The organism is Vibrio sp. BS-M-Sm-2, from assembly GCF_041504345.1.
Classification (GTDB): Bacteria; Pseudomonadota; Gammaproteobacteria; order Enterobacterales; family Vibrionaceae; genus Vibrio; species Vibrio satsumensis.
Map to the genome: position 1 here is coordinate 364,994 of NZ_CP167895.1, position 23,344 is coordinate 388,337.

General features: G+C 45.4%; 15 protein-coding genes and 1 pseudogene. 4 read left to right on the top strand and 12 right to left on the bottom strand.

Going from position 1 to position 23,344, the window contains the following annotated elements; genetic code table 11:
* Positions 1–4: 4 nt before the first annotated feature.
* Positions 5–1,633, top strand: a complete 1,629-nt coding sequence (locus tag AB8613_RS17790; RefSeq protein ID WP_372385424.1) for an ABC transporter ATP-binding protein — start codon at positions 5–7, stop codon at positions 1,631–1,633.
* Between the two features lie 200 nt (positions 1,634–1,833).
* On the opposite strand, the gene AB8613_RS17795 is transcribed toward AB8613_RS17790, so the two are convergent.
* Both AB8613_RS17795 and AB8613_RS17800 read right to left on the bottom strand, forming a co-directional pair.
* Positions 1,834–2,847 (bottom strand): LacI family DNA-binding transcriptional regulator, encoded by a 1,014-nt coding sequence (locus AB8613_RS17795; protein WP_050643642.1) that lies wholly within the window; start codon positions 2,845–2,847, stop codon positions 1,834–1,836.
* A gap of 94 nt (positions 2,848–2,941) precedes the next feature.
* Complete coding sequence (locus AB8613_RS17800; RefSeq protein ID WP_372385428.1) at positions 2,942–6,013, bottom strand: GH116 family glycosyl hydrolase; 3,072 nt, start codon at positions 6,011–6,013, stop codon at positions 2,942–2,944.
* Positions 6,014–6,076: 63 nt separating this feature from the next.
* Here AB8613_RS17800 and AB8613_RS17805 point away from each other — a divergent pair, with 63 nt between their 5' ends.
* Positions 6,077–7,024 carry an aldose 1-epimerase gene (locus AB8613_RS17805; protein WP_285954810.1) on the top strand — a complete coding sequence of 316 codons (948 nt, stop codon included), beginning with the start codon at positions 6,077–6,079 and terminating at the stop codon, positions 7,022–7,024.
* A gap of 107 nt (positions 7,025–7,131) precedes the next feature.
* On the opposite strand, the gene AB8613_RS17810 is transcribed toward AB8613_RS17805, so the two are convergent.
* From AB8613_RS17810 to AB8613_RS17855, 10 genes and pseudogenes are all read right to left on the bottom strand, one after another.
* Positions 7,132–9,546, bottom strand: coding sequence for a GH36-type glycosyl hydrolase domain-containing protein (locus AB8613_RS17810; protein WP_372385430.1), 2,415 nt, complete (start codon positions 9,544–9,546; stop codon positions 7,132–7,134).
* Positions 9,547–9,654: 108 nt separating this feature from the next.
* Positions 9,655–10,746 (bottom strand): ABC transporter ATP-binding protein, encoded by a 1,092-nt coding sequence (locus AB8613_RS17815; protein ID WP_285954812.1) that lies wholly within the window; start codon positions 10,744–10,746, stop codon positions 9,655–9,657.
* Complete coding sequence (locus AB8613_RS17820; protein ID WP_327784576.1) at positions 10,746–12,095, bottom strand: GH1 family beta-glucosidase; 1,350 nt, start codon at positions 12,093–12,095, stop codon at positions 10,746–10,748. Before AB8613_RS17820 ends, AB8613_RS17815 begins: the two co-directional genes overlap by 1 nt.
* Before the next feature lie 17 nt (positions 12,096–12,112).
* Complete coding sequence (locus AB8613_RS17825; protein WP_017061568.1) at positions 12,113–12,961, bottom strand: carbohydrate ABC transporter permease; 849 nt, start codon at positions 12,959–12,961, stop codon at positions 12,113–12,115.
* Positions 12,962–13,007: 46 nt separating this feature from the next.
* Positions 13,008–13,994, bottom strand: coding sequence for a carbohydrate ABC transporter permease (locus AB8613_RS17830; RefSeq protein ID WP_017631101.1), 987 nt, complete (start codon positions 13,992–13,994; stop codon positions 13,008–13,010).
* Between the two features lie 67 nt (positions 13,995–14,061).
* Entirely contained in the window at positions 14,062–15,309 is a 1,248-nt protein-coding gene (locus tag AB8613_RS17835) for an ABC transporter substrate-binding protein (protein ID WP_060980939.1), read from the bottom strand.
* A gap of 18 nt (positions 15,310–15,327) precedes the next feature.
* Positions 15,328–16,335, bottom strand: a complete 1,008-nt coding sequence (locus tag AB8613_RS17840; RefSeq protein ID WP_372385433.1) for a LacI family DNA-binding transcriptional regulator — start codon at positions 16,333–16,335, stop codon at positions 15,328–15,330.
* A 579-nt stretch (positions 16,336–16,914) separates the two neighbouring features.
* Positions 16,915–18,198 (bottom strand): carbohydrate porin, encoded by a 1,284-nt coding sequence (locus AB8613_RS17845; RefSeq protein ID WP_146492554.1) that lies wholly within the window; start codon positions 18,196–18,198, stop codon positions 16,915–16,917.
* 373 nt (positions 18,199–18,571) lie between these two features.
* Positions 18,572–18,784: pseudogene (locus AB8613_RS17850) on the bottom strand (prolyl oligopeptidase family serine peptidase); the annotation flags it as partial.
* Positions 18,785–18,846: 62 nt separating this feature from the next.
* A complete protein-coding gene (locus AB8613_RS17855; protein ID WP_009846145.1) occupies positions 18,847–19,764 on the bottom strand; it encodes a LysR family transcriptional regulator in 918 nt (305 codons plus the stop codon).
* A 235-nt stretch (positions 19,765–19,999) separates the two neighbouring features.
* Here AB8613_RS17855 and AB8613_RS17860 point away from each other — a divergent pair, with 235 nt between their 5' ends.
* Together AB8613_RS17860 and lldD are read left to right on the top strand one after the other, a co-directional pair.
* Entirely contained in the window at positions 20,000–21,706 is a 1,707-nt protein-coding gene (locus tag AB8613_RS17860; protein WP_372385435.1) for an L-lactate permease, read from the top strand.
* 282 nt (positions 21,707–21,988) lie between these two features.
* A complete protein-coding gene (gene lldD / locus AB8613_RS17865; protein ID WP_372385436.1) occupies positions 21,989–23,128 on the top strand; it encodes an FMN-dependent L-lactate dehydrogenase LldD in 1,140 nt (379 codons plus the stop codon).
* The last annotated feature ends 216 nt before the right edge of the window (positions 23,129–23,344 follow it).

Genomic DNA, 23,344 nt, shown 5'->3' on the forward strand with positions numbered 1-23,344 from the left:
TATCATGTCGGACCGGGCCATACTTAAAGTCAATAACCTCTCCGTTAGCTTCACCACCAATGATGGAATCATTGATGCGGTCAAAAAGGTTAACTTTACCCTTAACTCAAGCGAAACCTTGGCCATTGTTGGTGAATCAGGTTCAGGTAAATCAGTCTCTTCCAACGCGCTTATGCGTTTGCTTCCTGATAACGCGATTATCGATCAACAATCAGAAATCGAGTTTGAGGGACAATCGATTCTAGGAAAGACTGAGCGAGAAATGCAGTCAATTCGTGGCGATAGAATCGGCATGATCTTTCAGGAACCAATGACCTCTTTGAATCCATACCTGCGTGTCGGTACTCAAGTGGCGGAGGCCATTATGTGTCACCGTAAGGTATCGAAATCAAAAGCAAAACAGCGTGTGTTAGAGCTGTTCAACCTTGTGCATTTACCTATGCCAGATCAGGCTTACACCAAGTACCCCCATGAATTTTCAGGTGGTCAGTTACAGCGCATCATGATCGCAATGGCACTGATCAATGAACCGGATATTCTGATTGCCGATGAACCCACCACAGCACTCGATGTAACGGTTCAAGCAGAAGTGCTTTCTCTTATCAAAGAGATACAAGGCAAGATGGGGATGGCTATTTTGTTCATCACCCATGATCTCGGTGTAGTGAAGCACTTTGCCGACCGTGTACTGGTAATGTGTAAAGGGGAATTAGTCGAAGAAGAGCAGACTCAAACCTTATTCGAAAACCCAAGACACGACTACACACGCATGCTGATTAACTCCATTCCGAAAGGCGCGAAAGTTCCTGTTGAGGCATCCGCACCTGAACTGCTTTGTGCAGACGATATTCGCGTGAAGTTCTTGATCAAATCTCACTTTATCCAAAGTAAGAACCAGTACTTCGAAGCAGTAAAAGGTATTTCGTTGAACCTTAAACAAGGCGAAACCTTGGGCATTGTTGGTGAGTCAGGTTCGGGAAAATCAACCCTTGGACGTGCATTAATCGGCTTGCTGCCAAGCAGCGGACGTATTGTTTACAAGGGCCAAGACGTGAGTTTATTAACCGATAAAGAACGTCACAAGCTTAAGAAAGATGTGCAGATGGTGTTCCAAGACCCTTATGGTTCTTTATCACCACGTATGACGGTTGGGGAGATCATCACGGAAGGCTTAACGGTGCATCAACCTCACTTGTCAAAACAAGAACGTTTAGAAAGAGCTCGTAAAGCACTGATTGAGGTTCGTCTGGAGCCAAATTCAATCAACCGCTACCCGCATGAATTCTCTGGCGGACAAAGACAACGTATTGCGATTGCTCGCGCGTTGATTCTTGAGCCATCTTTCATTTTGTTGGATGAGCCGACTTCAGCACTCGATCGCTCAGTACAACTGACCGTGATTGACCTACTGAAAGATATTCAAGCGAAGCACAATATTGGCTTCCTGTTCATTAGTCATGACCTCTCAGTAGTGAAAGCACTTTCAGATCGTGTATTGGTGATGCAGAAGGGTGAAGTGATGGAAGAAGGCTCTGCTGAAGAGATTTTTAATGCGCCGAAAAACGACTACACCAAGAAACTCATCGCTGCGTCATTCGATTTAGAAAATAATTCGGAAAAAAATGCAGCTTAAAGGGAACTAATCAAGATTAACAGCGTCTTATAGATACATTCTGAGTAAATTCCTAATAAGTTTCATTCTAGAATGGATATAGCAAAACTGGTTTGGCCGCCAAAAGAGAAATGTCGCATGGATGCGACATTTTTCGTTTCTGAAGGGAAATAATTCATCTTGAAATGTCATTCCCTCTCATCAAATCACTTCATTACACACTATCGATACAAAGACTTAGTCGACTCTCTGACGATTAAATCAATCGGTGGTAAACGAGCTTCATGTCGCTCGCCAGATAACAAGTTCAAGATCGACTGAGCACACACCTCGCCAATCTCTTCAATCGGCTGCCTCAAAGTCGTCAATGCTGGCGTGAAATACTTCGACGTTGGTAAGTCATCAAACCCTATTACTGACACATCTTCTGGCACTTTGTAGCCGTGATCATGGAGCGCCTTAATCGCCCCATAAGCCGTTTGGTCATTGGCGGCAAACAGAGCAGAGAAGTGAATCTTAGATTCTATTAATTCCACGGTTTTCTCATAGCCAGTTTCACTACTGAAATCCCCTTGCTTGACGAGCTTTGGCATCACCTTAATGCCCGCTTCTTGAAGCGCTTTCTTATAGCCTTCAAAGCGATTACCTGCGTCTGGCTGGCTAGAAAGCCCTTTGATATGAGCAATATTCACGTGCCCCTGTTGGAGCAAGTGGAGGGTTGCCATGTAACCACCCAACACATTATCAATGTTAATTGAGCGAACATTATCTGCAACCATGTCATAGCCCACTGCAACAACCGGAATGTCTTGCGCATACTTAGCGATGTCCTCTTTGGTGATGCTGCCTGTCACGATGATCATGCCATCGACATTACTCTTAGCTAAATACTCCAAGGCATGTATTTCGAGCTTTTTTTGCCAATGCCCGGTAGCTATCACTAACGAATAGCCTTGAGCTATCAGGGTTTTCTCCATGTCGTTAAGAATACGACTGGTATAAGGGCTATCAGGATGCTGCACCAATACACCAATCGTTAATGAACGGCGATTAATGTTTTCCTGCATTTGAAAATTCGGCTTGTAGCCGGTGTCTTTGATTGCCTGCTCGATATTCTGGCTTTTATCATCCGACACATAGGTTGTTCGATTAAGAAAACGAGAAACCGTGCTTGGAGAAACGCCAGCTAGCCTCGCTACATCGTATACGGTGGTTTTTTTAGTTTTAGTGCGCATCTCAATACCCTAACCCAATGGCATTAAGGGGAGCCCTAAAGCTCCCCATCAGTTTCAACTCAACATTGCTCAAGGTGAAACTCATACTATTTAATTAATATAAGTAGGCGAAAATCATCCCCGGTCGGAAGTAGCGACCCGCGGTATATTTCAAACCTGTGCTCAGAAGCCACTTGTGAAGAACCGTAGCTTGATCCGCTGAAATTTCACCTTGTACCATATTAACAAATTTATCATTGTCTTTCGTCAAACTAGGATTAACCCGACCGTCAGACAGCACACAATTTTGCAATTTAAGTGCATTAATCCACTTTTTCGCATCACTTTGTGACAATTTAAAAGACTCTGAAAGATCTTTCTCATCAAATGAGACTGAACAGTTGAACCCTTCTGGTGCGGCAAATGGAATTTTTGAATAGTCATACAGCGCGGTATACACGGTATCCATTAATGTTTCTGCTTGCTGCGATTTGCCCGCTAAACTCAACGCTGTCGCGACACTAAATTGCACGCCAATCCACACGTCTTGCGCCTGAAAAGCCTCATGTGGAGAACCATCCGCGAGCGTCATATTCGCCACCCCAAGTTTAGGGCTGTTAATCTCGAAGTTATGTTTATAAACATAGTCCAATGCACGCTGAATGCGCTGTTGCGGGAAAATACCCTCTAGGCCAATCAGTTTGAGATAACTATCGGCAAGCAGCGCATCACCAAAGCTATTGTCTGAATCGGGTACCAAGTCTAGATATTCTTGCGTGAAAGCTTGAGGTGCCGTTTCACTCAACAAACGTTTCTTGGAGACACGTTGAGCTACCTTACCGATGTTTATCGAAGTATCGGTTTGTAGATAGTCGTTAAGCATATTCTTATCAGCAATCGCATCACCCGTTAAAACCAACCCCAGAGTTTCCAAAGCTTGGTAGCCTTCACCGGTGAGATGCTTGGCTTGGACAGGCGTCACGAAGAAGTGGTAATAACCCTCTTTCTCATCCCACAAGCTCTGCTCAACCGTGGCTAATGCCTTTTTAGAACGTGTTAGGTAGTCCGAACCCAGATCGTCTTCACCCATTAATTGTGCAAGTTCACTCGCGGCTTGAAGGCCAGCAACCCAGAGGCTCGCACAGTAAATAGAGATACCATGTGAAGCGAGGTTATCGAAGGTATCGTCAGTACCTCGAGTGAGTGGTAAATCATCGCCCTCAGCAATCAAGTTCGATAAGAAATCGATGCTCTCTGTAACGGCTTGCCAGCACTCTTTAACCACTGACATATCTTGTGTGTTTTGGTAATGACGGTACACCATCAGAATGTATTTCGGTGCTAAGTCCTTCCATTCCTTAACATTATGCCAGCTATATGCGTCAGGCTGAATGTCGAACGGGCTACCCAAATCGTGGATTACTGCACCTCGAATCGCACGCACACCTTGGTACTTTTCATCAATCAATTCAGCATTCGGTGTCGCTTCATATTCCCAGTAGCGGCGCTGAGTAAAGTCTTCGGCCAAAATGGCTTTTGAGAACTCTTTCATCACGCAGCCATCAAGTTCAGGTAGCAAATAGAGCAATGAAAATGATCCGTAGAAATACACATCCAAAGAGTTAAAGAATGGGTAATCAACACACTCTTTCACTAGGAACTTATCTTCTTTATCCCATACTGTTGATTCAGCAAGGAATGATAGTGAGTTCATCGCCATCGTCGCATAGCGCAGTGCTGATTCAGGCTGTGATATCTTACTCTGAGCTTGCTCTAGGAAAGCAGTCTGCTGCTCAACGAGCTTCTGCTCAATCACCTCAAGCTTTGGCAAGACATCTTCTAACATAGGTAAGGCAGGTTTAGCTTGAGGGTAGAATTGCGTATAAGCCTTCTCCGAGTTCCAGCCATTAAGCATCACTTTGCTATGTGCCATCACTTGTGCAAAACGCAGGTCTACAGACTCACCCGGCTCCAATTCAACCTGTACCACAACAAGTGCGCTCAATGCTTCGCGCCCTGTATAAATGCCAGTTTGGAATTCAGCGTTAGTGCGGCCGGTTTTCAATGCGAACTCGGTTTGCTGGGTCACTTTCGAAGTATAAAGCGTTGGCTTAACAGACACCGATACCTTGCCCGACTCCATCAAACGGTTTTCGGCTTGAACACCAAACACCACCTCACCCTCAATGTCACTTTGATAAGGGGACTGACTTGTGAGCTGAACACCAGTAAAACCGTAGCTTTCACCATTAAGCTTCACCGCTTGATGCTGCTGATCAATCGGGTTTTGAGACAAGGTACACGCCGAATCTTGAATCCCATCACGACCTTTCCGGTAGGTTGAACCGATCAAGTTTTGTAGAGGTTGAGCAAGAGTAATCACGCGTGTTTGCTGTGATTGGTTAGTAAGTTGGAAGTGGTTCCAGTGCATCGGCAAAGAACAGAGGCGTTTATCCTCCTTAACGATCGGCGAGACTACCTTTCGCTTTATATTAATACCATCAAAACTATTATATTGATATTCAGCTAATGGATATAAAGCCTTATATTCTATATCGCTACCATTAACACTTTCTATATCACTATTATTTCCCGCAGTTAGTGATAACTGTCTCGCTGTACCATTTATTAATAAACCATTAAAGAAATCTAAGGCTACATATAATTGACAATCAATCGATGATGAATCGGATTCAATTAATAATGTAGTCTTATTAGAAAACTCGACATTCCAGTTTATAAAGTTATCTTTATTTTCTTTATAGAAATTACCATTTTCTAATGCGGCACGAATAAGGTTAATTGCATTCGAAATATTTTCTTTATCTATCTTCTTTCCATCGAATAGCGCTGGGTAAAAATTCAGGTGCACACTAAGCTCTTGCTCGTTAAGAACTTGGAGCTTTTCAGTGGTCGGCACATCCATCACTGACGCATAAAAATCATTAAAATTAATAGCTTGTTGTGAGCAGTCGACAAATATCCCTGGAATGAAACTGAAGTTTGGCGTGTTGCCATTTGGCGTCAGTGTAAATGTATTACCGATACCACCGATTGCCATGCCGGTATTTTCTGGTGTCGTAGAAATTGGCGTGTACCAAGGTTGAATAAATTCAACTGCATCACCTTTTTTACACAGGTGTTTTGAATTTCCTGAATAGCTTGTATATGGAATTTTATTATTCATTTTAAAACCGCCATTGAATATTTTTTCTTCTTGTTAATATCTTTAAAAAATGGAGACATCAACATGTTTAAAATTATAAATGAAAAATTTGGAAATATTGACTCTGTCACATTAATAAACCACCAGCATGGTATAGAACTTCAAATAATCAATGGGTTTGGTGCTGTTATAAATAAATACATTGTAAATAACAGTCCATTCTCTTTTATTTGTGGTTATCAGAATTATGATGAACTGATCAACCAACATCCGTTCTTTTCCCGCAGTGCTAAATTATTCCCTTTTCCAAACCGTTTAAACTTAGGTCGTTACAGTTTCGAAAACCAAAACCATCAACTCCCAGCTAACTTTCCTTGGTCAAATCACGCCGTACATGGCCTGCTCTACAACCAACCTTTTTCAATCAAAAACAGCGTAGCCAATGAAGAGTCAGCCAGTGTGACGCTGCAATATCAGACGTCATCTTTGCACCCTGCTTTCCCGTTCGCTTTTAACCTTGAAGTCACCTTCACTATCGACATCACAGGCAAGCTATCTTGCTCGACAACTGTCTCTAATTGTGGTGATTTCGCCTTCCCATTCGGTGATGCTTGGCACCCTTATTTCTCGCTTGGCACTGACTTGAAACAGTGTGGGCTTACCATGTCATCTTGTGCTGAGGTCATACACGAGAACGACCTACCTAATGGTGAAAAACAGGCTTTTGACCGTTTGTCTTTGGCTGATTCCCTAACGAATCAAAGCCTAAACCACTGCTTTGAATTTGATTCAAAGACAACTAACCAACTGACTTTCAAACGCTCAGATTCATCTGCCGAGATTCACTATCAACAAGATGCGAGCTACCCATTTGTTCAGCTGTACACCCCAACGAGTGAGCAAAGTATTGCAATAGAACCAATGACTTGCCCTGCCGATGCTTTCAATAACCAGATTGGCTTATTGACGCTTAGCCCGAACCAGTCTCAAACCTTCACTTGGCAATGCCAAGCTGCCTATCAACCAAAATAATCGAGCTAAACTAGAGCAACTGCTGAATGCGAAATCAGCCCCCCAGAGAACGCATTGCTAACGAAACGAAAGAGCAATAAAGGGCGCATAAAGCGCCCTTCTCTTTGTTAACCTAAAACCACTTCTACCGTGTGCTCGCCAGAGGTAAACACCGGTGCTTTGTTGCCTGAAATCAGATCACCATTGACCTTCATCTCAACCACGCCCTTACACACGTTATTCGGGTTCGTGACATGAATGTTGTATGTTGCACCGCGGAACTGACGACGGACTTTAAACTCAGGCCATTCAGCCGGAATACAAGGGTCCACCAGCAAGCCATCTACTTCAGGTCGAACACCCAGAATCCACTGCGTACCCGCAACGTATGTCCAAGATGAGGTACCAGACAACCATGCATTACGGCCTAAGCCGAACTGCTTATGTTCGTCACCCAAGATGTTTTGTGGGTAGCAGTAGGGTTCTGACTCAAAGGTATCAATGTCGTCGTTCTTAGAAGCCGGGTTAATTTGACGGTAGTACTCATAAGCACGCTCGCCATTGCCCATTTTCGCTTCTGCGATCATCACCCACGGGTTTGAATGCAGGAAAATACCGCCATTCTCTTTCGCACCCGGTGGATATGTCGAAACGCCACCTAGTTGCGGATCAAAGCCGTTGTAACCCGGTGTTGAAAGCTTGATGCCATTGGTTGTGTTCAGCTTGTTGTAAACCGAATCTAGCGCTTGCGTCGCACGTTCTTGAGTCGCGAAACCAGAAATCACAGGCCAGCTTTGACCATTAGTGTAGATCTGCCCTTGCTCGTTCTTGTGAGAACCAATCGGCAGGCCTTGCTCATCAAAGTAACGCACAAACCATTCGCCATCCCAACCGCACTCATTCACTGTGCTCTGCATCTGTTGGTACTGATCTTTAAACTTAGCCGTCAGTTGTGCTTCGCCACGCAGCTCACACAAATCCAACATATCGAGCAGGGCTTTGCCGTACATGTTAGCTACCATCATCGACTCAGCACCTGTTGGCAGGTTCACCGTGTCATTCCAGTCTGCAAAACCTAATAACGGTAGGCCGTGCTCACCCGTATTGGTGTAGGTAAATTCGATCGCGCGACACAAGTGATCCCACACCGTTCCTGTTTCCACAGGGTTACCCGCTTTGTCTTTTTGGTAGAACGGGATCGCTTTGTTCAAGAAGTCTGCATTGCCTGTCTCTTTCACATATTGAGTGACTGCGTAGATGATCCACAGATGATCGTCACCGTAGTAATCCGGGCGATCTTCTTCTTCACGTGAGTCACCCGCGTTCGCTTCCATGGTCGATGGGAAGAACTGGTGCATCGCAGAACCGTTGGTGTTTTGCACAGATAACAGACGCTCAATGAACTCACGAGCCTCTTCTGGCATATGAGTAATCACGCCCAACGTATCTTGCGAAGAGTCACGGAAACCGATACCACGTGCACCATAACCAAGTTGATACAAAGACAGGTAACGAGACCAGTTTTTAGTGGTGTGGCATTGACGTGGGTTGTGTACGTTAAGCATTGAGTTCATAGCAGGGTCTGGCGTTTCAACCTGAACCGCTTGTAGGTAAGAATCCCAGTGCTCAGCCAATTCAGCGAATGCCGAATCAACCACTTGAAGATCACGGTATTTAGACAGCAAAGGCTGCGCTGCTTCTAAGCTCTGTTCTTGCGCGATCTGCACAACCGTACGTTCCGTCTGCTCTGGAGATAACCATCCTAAACGCAGATTTAGAGCACCAATGTTGTCACCACGCAAACACTCAGTATTACCAAGCTCGTCGTTTTCTAGCGCTTGCGGCGCTGCCCATGTTCCGTAGCCCAAATTACCTAGGAACGATTGGCGGTCACCATCAAAAGACGTCGCAGGGCGATCCGCTGTCATCAGGTTCACCGCGTAATCGCGCTTCATGAAGGCATACTGCTCAAGCACGGTGTGACCCGATTCTTGTTGGTGCGCTTTCAATGTCATTGTTTGTGGAACCCAATCGGCATTCAATAACTGCTTAAGTGCATCAAAGTGTGTGAACTCATACACAGGAACCACATCAACGTGCAGCGCTTTGTCTGAAATGTTGGTGACTTTGATGTCTTGCAACAATACTTGGTCGGCTTTAGGCACGAAGAACGTCGCTTCACAACGCACACCAAATGCTTCTGCAATGATGGTGGTGTAAGACAAACCAGTGTGGTTTTCAAACTTATCAAGCGGCTTCAGAGTTGGAGTGTAGAAAGGCGAGAAAATTTCTACGTTGCCCGCTTCATCACGTACTTTTAGGTACATGGTCGAACCTTTGAAATCTGAGTTTGGCAGTTGTGCAATGTACTTGGTAATACGGTTCAGTGCCGGGTCACCTTTGCACAACAACACGCCGCCGTTGCTATCGACAATGCCACCGAAATCTAATGTGCCCACGTAGTTACACCATTTGATCGGTGTGCACGGCGTGGTTGCTACGTATTCTTTGTTTTTATCGTCAAAATATCCGAATTTCATCATCACTATCCCTAGCCCCTCCCAAATCAGGAGGAGCCAAAACAATTTGTCGTAAGTAGGTTGGTATCAGCTCGTTGGCTGACTTAAGTTGACTGGCTAGCTCGTAATTGACTAGCTCGCTAGCGAGTTCTCACTCAGTGCATCGAACAAATGGAAAGCGTCCAAATCCAAGTAAAGTGTCAGCTCTTTCACGTCCACTTCAGCGGCTTGGGTTTCAACCATCAGCGGTTGACCACCAATTTCTGTTTTCAGAAGAATGCTTGCGCCCAGTAATTCCTTGTCGTTGATCTTCACAGGGAATGGCAGCACGCGGTCATGGTCGACTTGCTCAGCACGTAGGTGGATGTCTGTTGGACGAACACCAAAGTGAAGCGCTAGGTTTTTAGATGCCAGAGACTTAAAGCGCTCTGGCAGTGGGATATGAACATCGCCAAGTTCAACGAAGTATTCGCCTTCTTTTTCAATCAACTTAGCTTCCAACATGTTCATTGACGGGTTACCAATGAATTGCGCAACAAACTTGTTAGCTGGACGTTGGAACACCTCAGTTGGTGTACCCACTTGAGCAACATAACCATCTTTCAGAATCACGATGCGGTCTGCTAGCGTCATCGCTTCAATCTGGTCGTGTGTAACGTAGATCGTGGTGGTTTTCAGCTCGCGGTGTAGGTGTTTGATCTCTTCACGCATCACGCCACGAAGTTTTGCATCTAGGTTAGATAGCGGCTCATCAAACAAGAACACTTTCGGAGTACGAACCATCGCACGGCCCATTGCCACACGCTGACGTTGACCACCAGAAAGCTCTTTAGGCTTACGATTCAGTAGCGGGTCAAGCTCTAACATTTTGGCGGCTTTTAGTACCTCTACGTCGATTTCCGCTTTCGGCATGCCTTTCAGTTTTAGTGCGAAGGCGATGTTCTCGTAAACCGTCATATGTGGGTAAAGAGCGTAGCTTTGGAATACCATCGCCAAATCACGGTCTTTAGCATCGACTTTGTTCATCACTTTGCCACCAACCACGATGTCACCAGAGCTGATGCTTTCAAGGCCAGCAAGCATACGTAGCGTTGTCGATTTACCACAGCCAGATGGACCAAGGAAAACCACAAACTCACCGTCTTCAACCGTAAAATCAAACTCTTTGACGACTTCAACATCACCGAATGATTTTTTGATGTTCTTAAATTCTACTTTAGCCATTATCTGTTCTCCTCAGCGCGCTCTAGCAGCATATTTCGGTACGCAATTGCGCTCTGTTTCAGTGTTCTTTCTTGGGTGGTGTAATCAACATGGACAATGCCAAAACGCTGGCAGTAACCGAATGCCCACTCAAAGTTATCCATCAGGCTCCAAGCGAAGTAGCCATCGACTTTTACACCGGCTTCAACTGCGTTGTGAACCGCTTCGATATGACCTTGGAAATAACGAACGCGTTGCTCGTCCATCACTTGCCCATTTACACGCTCGTCGTTACCTGCTGCACCATTCTCAGTAATGTAAATTGGAGGTATGTTTTCGTAGCGAGCATCCAGTCTTACCAATAAATCGGTTAAGCCTTGTGGGTTAATTTCCCAGCCAATGTAAGTGTGTTCAGCGTCAGCCTGTTTCACTGATTCAATGTCGCCATTCTCGTTGAAGCGAGCGACATTACGTGTGTAGTAGTTAATACCGATGTAATCGACCGGTGCGCTGATGATGTCTAAATCACCTTCAAGGATCATCGGCATGTTCATCGCTTGGCGTTCTACCACTAGCTGTGGGTATTCACCTTTCAATACTGGGTCGATAAACCAGTGGTAGTTCTCTGCTTCACAGTAGTCTGCGGCGCCTTGATCTTTTGGCGTTATCGGGTAAGCCGGCGTCGCGTTAAATACCACTCCATGCTTAGCATGAGGCGCATTCTTGCGAAGAATCGGCATAGCCAAACCGTGTGCCAGCATTAGGTGGTGAGAGGCTAAGTAGCCCTCTTTTTCACCCTTGATGCCAGGCGCGTGTTCGCCCCAGCGGTAGCCAAGGAATGCAGAAACAAACGGTTCATTCAGAGTGGTGTAAACATCAATCTTGTCGCCAAAGTAGTTACTCACCACTTCTGCATATTCTGCAAACTTGTAAGACGTTTCACGGTTTAGCCAGCCGCCTTTATCTTCAAGGTATTGCGGTAGATCCCAATGGTAGAGCGTTACATACACCTTCATGCCACGAGCATGGCATTCATCGATGATCTGCTCGTAAAATTCTAATCCTTGCTGATTCACCATGCCGTCTTGCGGCAGGATGCGTGGCCATGCAATTGAGAGACGGTAAGCATCAACGCCTAAACCTTGAATCATCTCGATGTCTTGCTTCCACAAGTGGTAGTGGTCGCACGCCACATCACCACTGTCGCCGTTATCTACCTTACCTGGCGTCTTACAAAACGTGTCCCAGATAGACGGTGTACGACCGCCCTCTTCAACGCCGCCTTCAATTTGGTATGAAGATGTCGCGACACCGAATACAAATTCCTTACTGCGTAACTTTGAATCACTTGGAAGTTGAAATTTATTCATTGTTATAACCCTTAAACCTAACCTTTAACTGCGCCGGACGTTAAACCACTGATCATCTGCTTCGATGCAAACAGGTAAGTAATAACGAGTGGTAAAATAGAAATTGTGGTACCTAGCATTACCGCGCCCCATGGCGTATTCGGAATACCTTGAACACTTCGTAGTGCTTGTGTGATGACGTAGTTGTCAGGGTTGTTCAGCACCACAAGAGGCTGCATAAACATGTTCCAGAAGAAGACGAACTGCACGATAGCGAGTGTTGCTAGTGCTGGTTTCATCAGTGGCAGTACCACACTCCAGTACGTTCTGAACTCACCTGCGCCATCCAGTTTCGCTGCTTCTAATAGCTCTTTAGGAATCGATGCAATCACGTGCTGACGCATCAAGAAGATACCAAATGGTGTGGTGGTAAACGGTAGCCATACCGCCATGTGGTTATCCAACAAGCCTAAGAATTTCACGATCATGAAGTAAGGGATCAAGCTAAGCACTGGCGGAATCGCCATTGAGCCAACCAGCATGCCGAACAACACGTTCTTACCGCGGAACTTAAACACAGCAAACGCGTAACCACCCATGCTACAAAACAGCAGCGAGATAGTGGTGCCTAAGAAAGCCACGTAAATCGAGTTAAACATCGCTTTCCAAAACGGCATGATTTCCAGCAGTTTTGCGTAGTTCACCATTAGGCTATCGCCAATCGCAAAGCTGATGCCCGAGCCGAAGATCTCCGAGCGGTCACGTGTTGAAAGCAGTGCTGACCACACAAACGGGAACACCGTAATGATTGCGGAAACAATCAGTAATATGCCGAGCATGACCATCAAGATCTTAGTCATGATGTACATGGTGCGTTCGCTTGGCATTAGGCCACTTAGTGGTGAGGTATTTGTCTTAATTGATGTCGACATCTTAATGTTCCCCTAAGCCTTTCTTACCGAAGAATAAAAATTGAACCAAAGTACAAGACGCGATCAGTGCAAACAGAAGCCATGAAATTGCTGACGCTGTGCCCATTTCTAACCATTCCCAACCCACTTTGTAGAGGTACATAGAGATAGTTAAACCAGATTGACCTGTACCACCTGTACCACGCGTTAGAACGAACGGTTCTTCAAACATTTGCAGGTTACCGATGATGGTCATGGTGATAGCAAAGAAGATGAATGGACGAATCATTGGTAGTGAAATGTTCCAGAAGCGGCGGAAGGCGTTGGCACCATCCATACGAGCAGCTTCTAAAATATCTTTAGGAATCGTCATTAAACCTGTGGTGTAAAGGACGATGTTAAAACCGGTGTATTTCCAGAAAACCATGATCGCGATAGACGGCTTCACCATAGTCGCATCGTCTAACCAACGGATTGGTTGAAAATCGTTAACCCAAGCAAATGCCCAACCAAACAGCGTGCTATCGGCCAGAGCCATTAGCGTTTGGTTAATAATTCCTGAGTTAGGAGAGTACATGTTGAAGAAAATCAGTGACGCTGCGACCGTTGATGTGATGAACGGTAGAAAGTACGCCGATGTTAGCCAGTGACGCATACGGTCACCCATTGAAACCAACATGTAAGCCACTGGAATAGCGACTAAGTGCTGAGCCACACCCGAAGTGATTGCTAGCCACAATGTGTTCTTTAACGAACGCCATAGCCACGGGTCAGTCAATGCAATGTGATAGTTCTCAAAACCAACAAACTGCATTGCGTCCATGCCCTGTACTGGGTTCCATTCGTGGAACGACAGGTAAACAGAGAACAACAGCGGGAAGATCCCAAATACAGAAAAAATGATCAGAAACGGCAGAAGGAATCCATACGGTGTAAGCGCTTTCAAATTCAGACGAGAAAAAAGACTTTTGTCCGCAGGTTCTATCGTTGTGCTCGCTGTATGATTCATAGTAACGACCTCTTAAAAAAGGAAGCGCGTTACCCACGCTTCCTCACTTACTCAAAATAAAAACAAATTAAAGATTACGCGTACGACGCTTGATTAGACGCTCTGCCTCTTTCAATGCAGTCTCGATGTCCTTACCTTCATCAAGCACTTCCATCAATGCGTTCTCTAAAATTATAGAACGTGCTACATGGTCGCCTTGAGCTGGAGATACTGGTTTGATGTTCTGCGCCACTTCAGCAAATAGAAGACGCGCTTTCTGACCACCTAGGAATTCCATCTCTTCTTGGAACAACTCATCGTCATACGTAGTTACGTTCGCAGGGAAAGCAGCAATCGTTTCGAAGTGCTTAAGTTGAACTTCACGGTCAGTCGTCATGTATTCAATAAGAGCCCAAGCTTCATCTGGGTTATCTGATTGAGTTGGAATTGAAAGGAATGAACCGCCCCAGCTGCCGTAGATGCCATCAGGTAGGTTTTCTACTGCCCATTTACCTTTGGTTTCAGGAGCAATCCAGTTATTTAGGTGACCAAGTAACCAAGCGCCAGAAAGTTGAGTTGCAAATGTGCCATTGCGGAAGCCTTCGTACCATTCGTTAGACCAAGCCAGGATGCGACCATCTAAACCTTTGTCACGGATCTCTTTTGCTACTTCAAAAGCGTGAACAAAACGCTCTGATGTCACAACTGGGTTGCCATCTTTATCGAAGTAAAGACCTTCACCTTCAGGAACCGTTGTGAAGATAATTGCCTGTGCAACGTCTGCCGCTGAAGCAATAAGTTGTACGTTTTGCTCTTTCAGTTTTTCACCGGCAGCGATGTATGAATCCCAATCTTTGATAGCTTCTTCTACATCAATGCCCGCTTTTTCGAATACGTCGGTACGGTAATACATAACACCTGGACCAAGATCGACAGGAATGCCGTACATGTCGCCGTCAGCGCCTTTACCTTGCGCCCATGCGTAAGGTGCGAATCGCTCTTCGTATTTATCCGCACCGTAGTTTTCAGATAAGTTTACTAGACCACCAGAGCCAACGAATGGACCGATTTTCTCAACGTCGACAACAATCACATCACCAGCACCCGAGCCAGTAGCCAAGTTGGTGGTTAGCTTGGTGTGGTGGTCACCGTGATTGTTCATAAGGTAATCAACTTTAATCCCTGTTTCCTTTTCGAAATCAGGCAGTAACACCTTCAGGCTGCTATCGAAATCAGGGAAGCCGTCGAAACGAATCTCTTTGTCAGCCGCATTAACAGCCGTTGTACCTAATCCTAAAGCAACCGCGCACGAGAGCGCTAAGGTCTTAAATTTCATGTTCTATCCTTAATGTTTTTATAGGGTAACGAGTAAATCCGATACCGAGTTTCTTGTGACCAACGTCGGCAGCAATTTAAAGTTCACGTCATGTTTGATTTTTTTAAGCTTCTGTAGAGTGAGCTGTACGGCTTCAACGCTCATCTCTTCAATAGGGAAATTAATGGTGGTCAAACTAGGGGTCAGATAGCGCGCGAAGATGGTGTTATCGAAGCCCACCAGTGATACATCTTTTGGAACAGACAGCCCCTCTTGATGCAGCACCTCAAAGGCACCGAATGCCATGTGATCATTCGAAGCAAATACTGCTGTGAAATGACACTTACGATTAATCAGCTTCTTCATAGCACTGATACCAGTCTCTTCAGTAAAGCCCGCTTCCAAGACTAAAGCTTCATCGTAAGGCACACCCGCTTCTTCCAAGGCCTTTCGATACCCCTGCAAACGCCCCCTAGCGTCTGCTTTATCTAAAGGCCCGGTAATACACGCGATATCTGTATGTCCCTTTTGCAAAAGATATTGAGTAGCGATCAGCCCCCCGACTTCGTTATCAATATCAATACAACTCATCGCCATTTCTGGGATGAAGCGGTTAATTAAAACCACAGGGGTCCCCTGTTCTTCCAATTCAATTAAATAATCATCACTGAGCAGTTGAGTGTGAAGAATCAAAGCATCAACACGACGCCCCAACAAAAACTCCACCGACTCGCGCTGCCCTTGTTCGGTGTTCGAGCCCGCCGCAACAACAGCGTGGTAACCAAAGCGGCGTAGGTTTTCTTCTATACTGTGCAAAATGCCCGAATAGAAAGAACCGCCCAGCTCTGGAACAACAACGCCAACACTACCGGTACGACTTGACGCCAAAGCTTGTGCGATAGAGTTCGGGCGATAACCCAACTCCTTGATCGCTTTTTCAACCTTTAACTTCTTGTCATGACTCACTCTACTAGTGCCATTAATGACCCTAGACACTGTCGCCTGAGACACACCTGCATGTTCTGATACGTGTTTAATTGTCGCCACTCGAACCTCGATACTTCATTAGCTTGTAACCGCTTACAAAACGATTATTAAAGAATTAAGTCTAAGTAGAAGTGAGTGACATCACACTAAACCTCGAGCTAAAAAGGCCAGTTATGGAAATCATGAAAGCGCTTACAGATCACCTTCACGCCATGAAACTGTTTCATGGATTCATGAATCCACATTTAGTCAATTTTGTTAAAAGCCTTAGTTCAATAAAGGGATTTCAACACATCTATTGGCGTATCAAATACGATTGATATCTAGTATTTCCCATTATCGAGGCTATTGATATGCAGGGGCCACGGCGAGATAAATTAAAATAATATGAAACGAGGTATTGAAGATGTCATGGAGGGTAGAGGGAGAGGCAATCCCAAATGATAGAACAGATATTCAAGACGAAAAAAGGGCACAAAGAATGTGCCCAAGAATGGAGTTATATAACGTGCCCTAATCAATCTGCCTTTAGGGCTAAAATGGACAGTATTTACGTACTATTGAAACGCATGGATATTCGAAAGCATGGCTCTTTGAAAATATGCCGAATTCAAAGAGCTGCGCTTTCTATATCGGTGATTACCACCAAGCTTCAAACATTGCGCCGAACGACAATGTATCAACATTAGTTGTCTTCACTGTGTTGCCTTTCGTTTCTACATCACCCACGGTTGTGTAGAAGCGAAGCATTGGACGGCTCCAAGGTAAACCACCTAGAGAAACGTTTTGAGATAGGGTTACTTTCCACGCGTTCTCTTCACCGTCGTCATCGTAATCAACCATGCCGTAGCCCGCTTCTAGCCATGTAGAGTGAACATCATCCCATTGGTATTGTGGACGAACGATACCAGCGTATTCCGTATTCTCGCGGTCTAGATCAGAACCAGAGTTGTCTTTGTACGACACTAAGTAATCGATGATGAAGTTGTCTGTCGCTGCATAGCTACCTTCAACGCTTGCATACAAAGTCTGGTAGTCACCTTTCAGGTCATATACTGACGAATCAGCACCGTCACCATACTTAACAACCAACTTGTTAGACTCACCCAAGCCTAAGGTCGCACCCAATAGGTATGCCGTTTCATCACTAACTTTTGGCTCACCTGCTACATCAGCTTCATCTGAAGCAAAGCCGTAGTTCGCATACAGATCTAGGTTACCGATACCAGCGTTGATGCTGTGCAGTTTTGCGGTCACAGCGTATCGACCGTTGTCGTTAACCAAACCACCTTTAACTTGGCCAACAAAGCCCATGTCTAACTTAGCACCACCGAAGTCGAAGTTGTTAAAACCAGCACCTTGACCATCGTGTGTCATCCAGAAGTAATCGTTCAAACCTTGTTGCGGACGTTGATGGAAGTCACGACCAGCCCACATGTAAAGCTCAGGCTGACTTTCAAAGACATTGGTTACACCAGCGTACATTTTTTTCATGCTTAGGCCACCGTCATCAGCCCATGCGTCAGCTTCCCAGTGGTCAGCCATGAATACGATGTCCCAGATAGCGCCGTTATCTGCTTGGAAAAGCTTAGCTAACTGAACTTCACCACCGTTAGCTTCGTTACCTAAACGACCAACAGAACGACCTGTTGTACCTATGTCTACGTAACGCTCATCACCACTTTTGTAGTGAGCGCCGTAACGAGCATAACCAGAGAAGACGATACCGTCTGGTACATTGGTTTCTGCAGTCAGAACCGCTTGTTGTTGATCATCAACATACTTGATATCACCAACTTGAGATTCCAGCTCTTGGATTCGCTGTTCCAGAGCGGCAAGATCCGTTTCTGCAGCAAAAGAAGAGATTGAAGCAAGCGAAGCCGCCACTGCGACCGTTATTGGCAAAAGCTTAAATTTTTGCATTGTAATTCCCTATTATTTTTTTGAGTTTTCATCGAACAGGGAAATATTAAGCAATGAAAGCGTTGAAAAGTTGGTCGCTGTTCACACTGATAAATTAGGTCGAGAGCCATGAAACTTTTAGAAAAATCATACCCAAAACTATTAATTTAATATCAGAAACTTAGAACATAAAGTGCGTGAAATATCAGCTTGAAATCGCTTTCATTTCATCAATAATGGCGGGGTCTATCACGGAAAGCAGTGTGTGAAAATGAGGGAAATATGGTGCAGTTTTGACTGGTTTTCATATATATGAAAAGCCTCAAAATCTATCATCAATTTTGAGGCTTTCTAGTTATCGTGAAATATCTATTTTAAATGATTCAAGATACCCCTACGGCATATCAAGAGGCTCAACACCCATGTTGAACAGAGTAAATGCATAGATATCTGCAGTAAGATCGATAGCTTTACTCAATGGCATTCCAGCACCGTGACCCGCATTAACATCAATACGAATCATCACAGGTGCGCCACCTTCATGCTTGTCTTGCAGCTCAGCGATGAACTTATAAGAGTGTACAGATACCACGCAGTTGTCATGCTCCTTCTTTTATATGCTATAACGCTATGACTCTACTCATCAAAACATGGCGAAAACTCATAACATTAAAAATAGTGTGAAATCGTCAGATAACGAGTTCTGATGTGTTCAATCAATAACTTAATCTTATTGGGAGGCTGGCGCGTAAAGGGGTACACCGCATAAATACCCAACTTCTTGCCCACCAAGTCAGGGAAGATATCCACCAGCTGACCATTGCGAATATCGTGATAAACCAGACAGCGCGGCACGTACGCAACGCCATGTCCACCCAGCGCTGCTTTTCTTAATGCCGTCGCGTTGTCAGTCGAGAAAGAGCCCGAGACACGCACAATGTACTTATCGTTGTCGGTACAACCATCTTTACTGTGCAGGAACTGCCATTCGCTAGCACCCGTTGTTTGATACGCATATTGCAAACAATTATGCTCAACTAAGTCTTTGGGCTGCATTGGTTTGCCATTCTTGGCGATATACGAGGGCGAGGCACACACCACCCATTGAGAATCCAATATGTGTCGCGCAATCAAGCTGGAGTCTTCTAGGTATCCGGTTCTAATCACCAAGTCGAGACCATCCTCAACCAGATCGACAAAGCGATTGTTTAGAGACATATCGACCGTTAAACCTGGGTGCATGTTACAAAACTCGGCAACAGCGTCTGCGAGTATCAAATCTCCGGAGATAGTAGGCACTGACATTTTGATATGACCACTCACATTTTCACCAAAGCCTGAAACTGCGTCCATAGCCTCTTGAGCTGCCTGCTTCACATTTTTGGCTCCGTGTAACATTGCCTTGCCTGCTTCGGTCAGCGTCAATTTACGCGTAGTTCGATATAATAATTGCACGCCAATCTCTTCTTCCAAACGCGCAATCCTCTTACTAACTACCGAATTTGTAAGGTTATTTTGCTCTGCCACCTTACTAAAACTACCCAGCTCTACTACCTGTGAAAACAGGATCAAATCATCTGCCCGCATCTGATTATGCCAATTTTGGAATTAATTATTTTCATTATTTCCCTATATCAATAAAAAATAAAGGGGTAAATTCACGCCAAATTAACAAAACAATTACAAAAGAGTCATTCCAATTACAAGATTCGCACCTAAATGGTTCCCGCTTAAGAGGCCAATAGCGATTCGAATGATGACAACCCATAACGTGTTATTTACTTCAAACATGAACGTTTGAAATCAGTACGAGGAAGTACCCATGAGTGAAACTCTACTAGCTCTATTGGCCTTTTCACCAATAGTTGTTGCAGCGATTCTACTGGTTGGCCTGAACTGGCCAGCGAAAAAAGCGATGCCAGTGGCATTTGCACTAACCGTTGCTATTGCCCTATTTGCTTGGGATATGTCTGGCACTCGCGTGCTGGCTTCTGTATTCCAAGGCTTCGGCATTACCGTGTCGGTTCTCTGGATTGTGTTTGGCGCCATCTTCTTATTAAACACTTTGAAACACACCGGAGCTATCACCACTATCCGTAACGGCTTTACTGACATATCAGCAGACCGTCGTGTGCAAGCGATCATCATCGCTTGGTGTTTTGGTTCATTCATCGAAGGCGCATCTGGCTTCGGTACACCTGCTGCAATTGCCGCTCCGCTACTGGTTGCTATCGGCTTCCCAGCGCTTGCTGCGGTACTTATGGGCATGATGATCCAATCTACGCCAGTATCATTCGGCGCGGTTGGTACACCAATCATTGTTGGTGTGAACAAAGGCTTGGACACGCACAACATCGGTGAAAGCCTGATTGCTCATGGTTCTACTTGGGATGCTTACCTACAACAGATCACTTCAAGCGTTGCACTGATTCATGCTTCTGTTGGTGTGATGATGCCAGTTCTAATGGCAATGATGCTGACTCGCTTCTTTGGCAAAAACAAAAGCTGGACTGAAGGTTTAGATATCTTACCGTTCGCGCTATTCGCAGGTGCTGCTTTCACTATTCCTTACGCACTGACTGGCGTCTTCTTAGGCGCAGAATTCCCATCATTGATTGGTGGTTTAGTTGGCCTAGCGATTGTGGTGACTGCAGCAAAACGTGGCTTCCTAGTTCCTAAATCAAAATGGGATTTTGAAAGCGAAGACAAGTGGCCAGCAGAGTGGTTAGGTTCGCTAAAGATCGATCTAGACGACAACAATTCAAACAGTAAGCAAAACCATAAGAAAATGAGCATGGCGATGGCATGGGCACCTTACGTGCTGTTAGCTGTCACTCTAGTTGCTAGCCGCGTGAGCCCTGAGTTCAAAGGCCTGCTTAAGAGCGTTAGCTTATCGTTCAGCAACATCCTTGGTGAGACAGGCGTAAGCACTGCAATTCAACCTTTGTACCTGCCGGGCGGCATCTTAGTCTTCGTCGCGCTGGTTGCGGTTCTCATGCAATCTCGCAGCGCAACGCCACTGGCTAAAGCTTTTGGTGAGTCAAGCAAGACTCTGATTGGCGCAGGCTTTGTGTTGGTGTTCACCATCCCTATGGTTCGTATCTTCATTAACTCTGGCGTGAACGGCGCTGATTTAGCAAGTATGCCAGTAACCACTGCAAACTTTGCAGCTGACCTAGTCGGCAGCGCATTCCCAGCGTTAAGTGCCACGGTTGGTGCGTTAGGTGCCTTCATTGCAGGTTCAAACACCGTTTCAAACATGATGTTCAGCCAATTCCAATTCGAAGTAGCACAAACTCTGTCTATCTCTAGTGCTGTGGTTGTTGCTCTGCAAGCCGTTGGTGCTGCAGCAGGTAACATGATTGCGATTCACAACGTGGTAGCCGCATCGGCGACCGTAGGCTTGTTAGGACGCGAAGGCGCAACACTACGTAAGACAATCATCCCAACGTTCTACTATTTGGTGATGACCGGAATCATCGGCCTAGTGGTTATCTACGGCTTCAAAATGACAGACGCACTTATGTAAACCATAAGTCGTTACAAAAGCACTTGGCGTTAATACTCAATTCCCCGACTGCAACACCGTCTAATAAGACAGTTGATGAGTTTCGGAATGGATACTAAAACACATCAACACCCTCGGGTATTAACGCCATTTTATTGCTTCTCTGTTTCATTGTTTATTTGCTTCATAGATTAGTTGCTTCACCGTTTAAGAAAGAACAAACGCTTACTTTTTCAAGAATTAAAGCAGCCCAAGCCAAGCTCTCATAGAAGGGCAACATCCCAAGAATTTAGGACTGAAATTATGATCATATCCGCATCGACTGATTACCGCGCCGCAGCAAAAGCAAAATTGCCACCGTTTCTTTTTCACTACATTGACGGCGGTTCTTACGGAGAACATACCCTACGCCGCAACACGGCCGATCTTGCAGAGATCGCACTCAAGCAGCGTGTACTTAATGACATGTCGGACCTAAATTTGGAAACCGAATTGTTTAGCGAAAAACTGGCGATGCCGATTGCCTTAGCTCCGGTTGGCTTAACCGGCATGTACGCACGACGTGGCGAAGTACAAGCGGCTAAAGCGGCTGACAACAAGGGCATCCCTTTTACGATGTCGACCGTATCGGTATGCCCGATCGAAGAAGTCGCACCTAAGATTGAGCGCCCAATGTGGTTCCAACTTTACGTGCTAAAAGATCGTGGCTTCATGAAGAACGTATTGGAACGTGCCAAAGCGGCAGGCGTAACAACACTGGTCTTCACGGTTGATATGCCTGTACCTGGCGCTCGCTACCGTGACATGCACTCAGGAATGAGTGGTCCAAATGCAGCAATACGTCGTGTATTCCAATCTATGCGTCATCCTAGCTGGGCAGTTGATGTTGGCCTACTTGGTAAACCGCACGACCTTGGCAATATCTCTACTTACCGCGGTTCTCCAACCAAACTGGAAGACTACATCGGTTGGTTGGGTGACAACTTCGACCCGTCGATTTCATGGAAAGACCTAGAGTGGATCCGTGATTTCTGGGATGGCCCAATGGTCATCAAAGGCATTCTTGATGAAGAAGATGCAAAAGACGCCGTGAGATTTGGCGCAGACGGTATCGTAGTTTCAAACCACGGTGGTCGTCAGCTTGATGGTGTTCTATCAAGTGCTAAAGCACTGCCTGCAATTGCAGATGCAGTAAAAGGCGACACTAAGATTCTGGTCGACTCTGGTATTCGTACTGGCTTAGATGTAGTACGCATGATGGCAATGGGCGCAGACTGCACCTTGCTTGGCCGCTCTTTCGTCTACGCGTTAGCAGCACAAGGACAAGCAGGCGTTGAGAATCTACTCGACCTGTATGACAAAGAGATGCGCGTTGCGATGACTCTAACTGGCGCTAAGACAATCAAAGACTTAACCCGTGAATCTCTGGTAGGGCTAGATTAATCGACCACGACTCAGGCTCAGGTTCGGACTAATGCTTTGGTCTACTTAGACTGAAGTTCAATCGGTGTCACAGCAATTCTACTGCCGTTGTGACACCGTTTAAGCACTGGAAAATAAAATAAAAAGCTAGGGTGTGTTGATCTTTCGAGCTGATTTTTGCAGCGAGTTGCTGGGTATTTATACAAGGCAGAGGCGTCGATGTGTAGCTAGCCTACA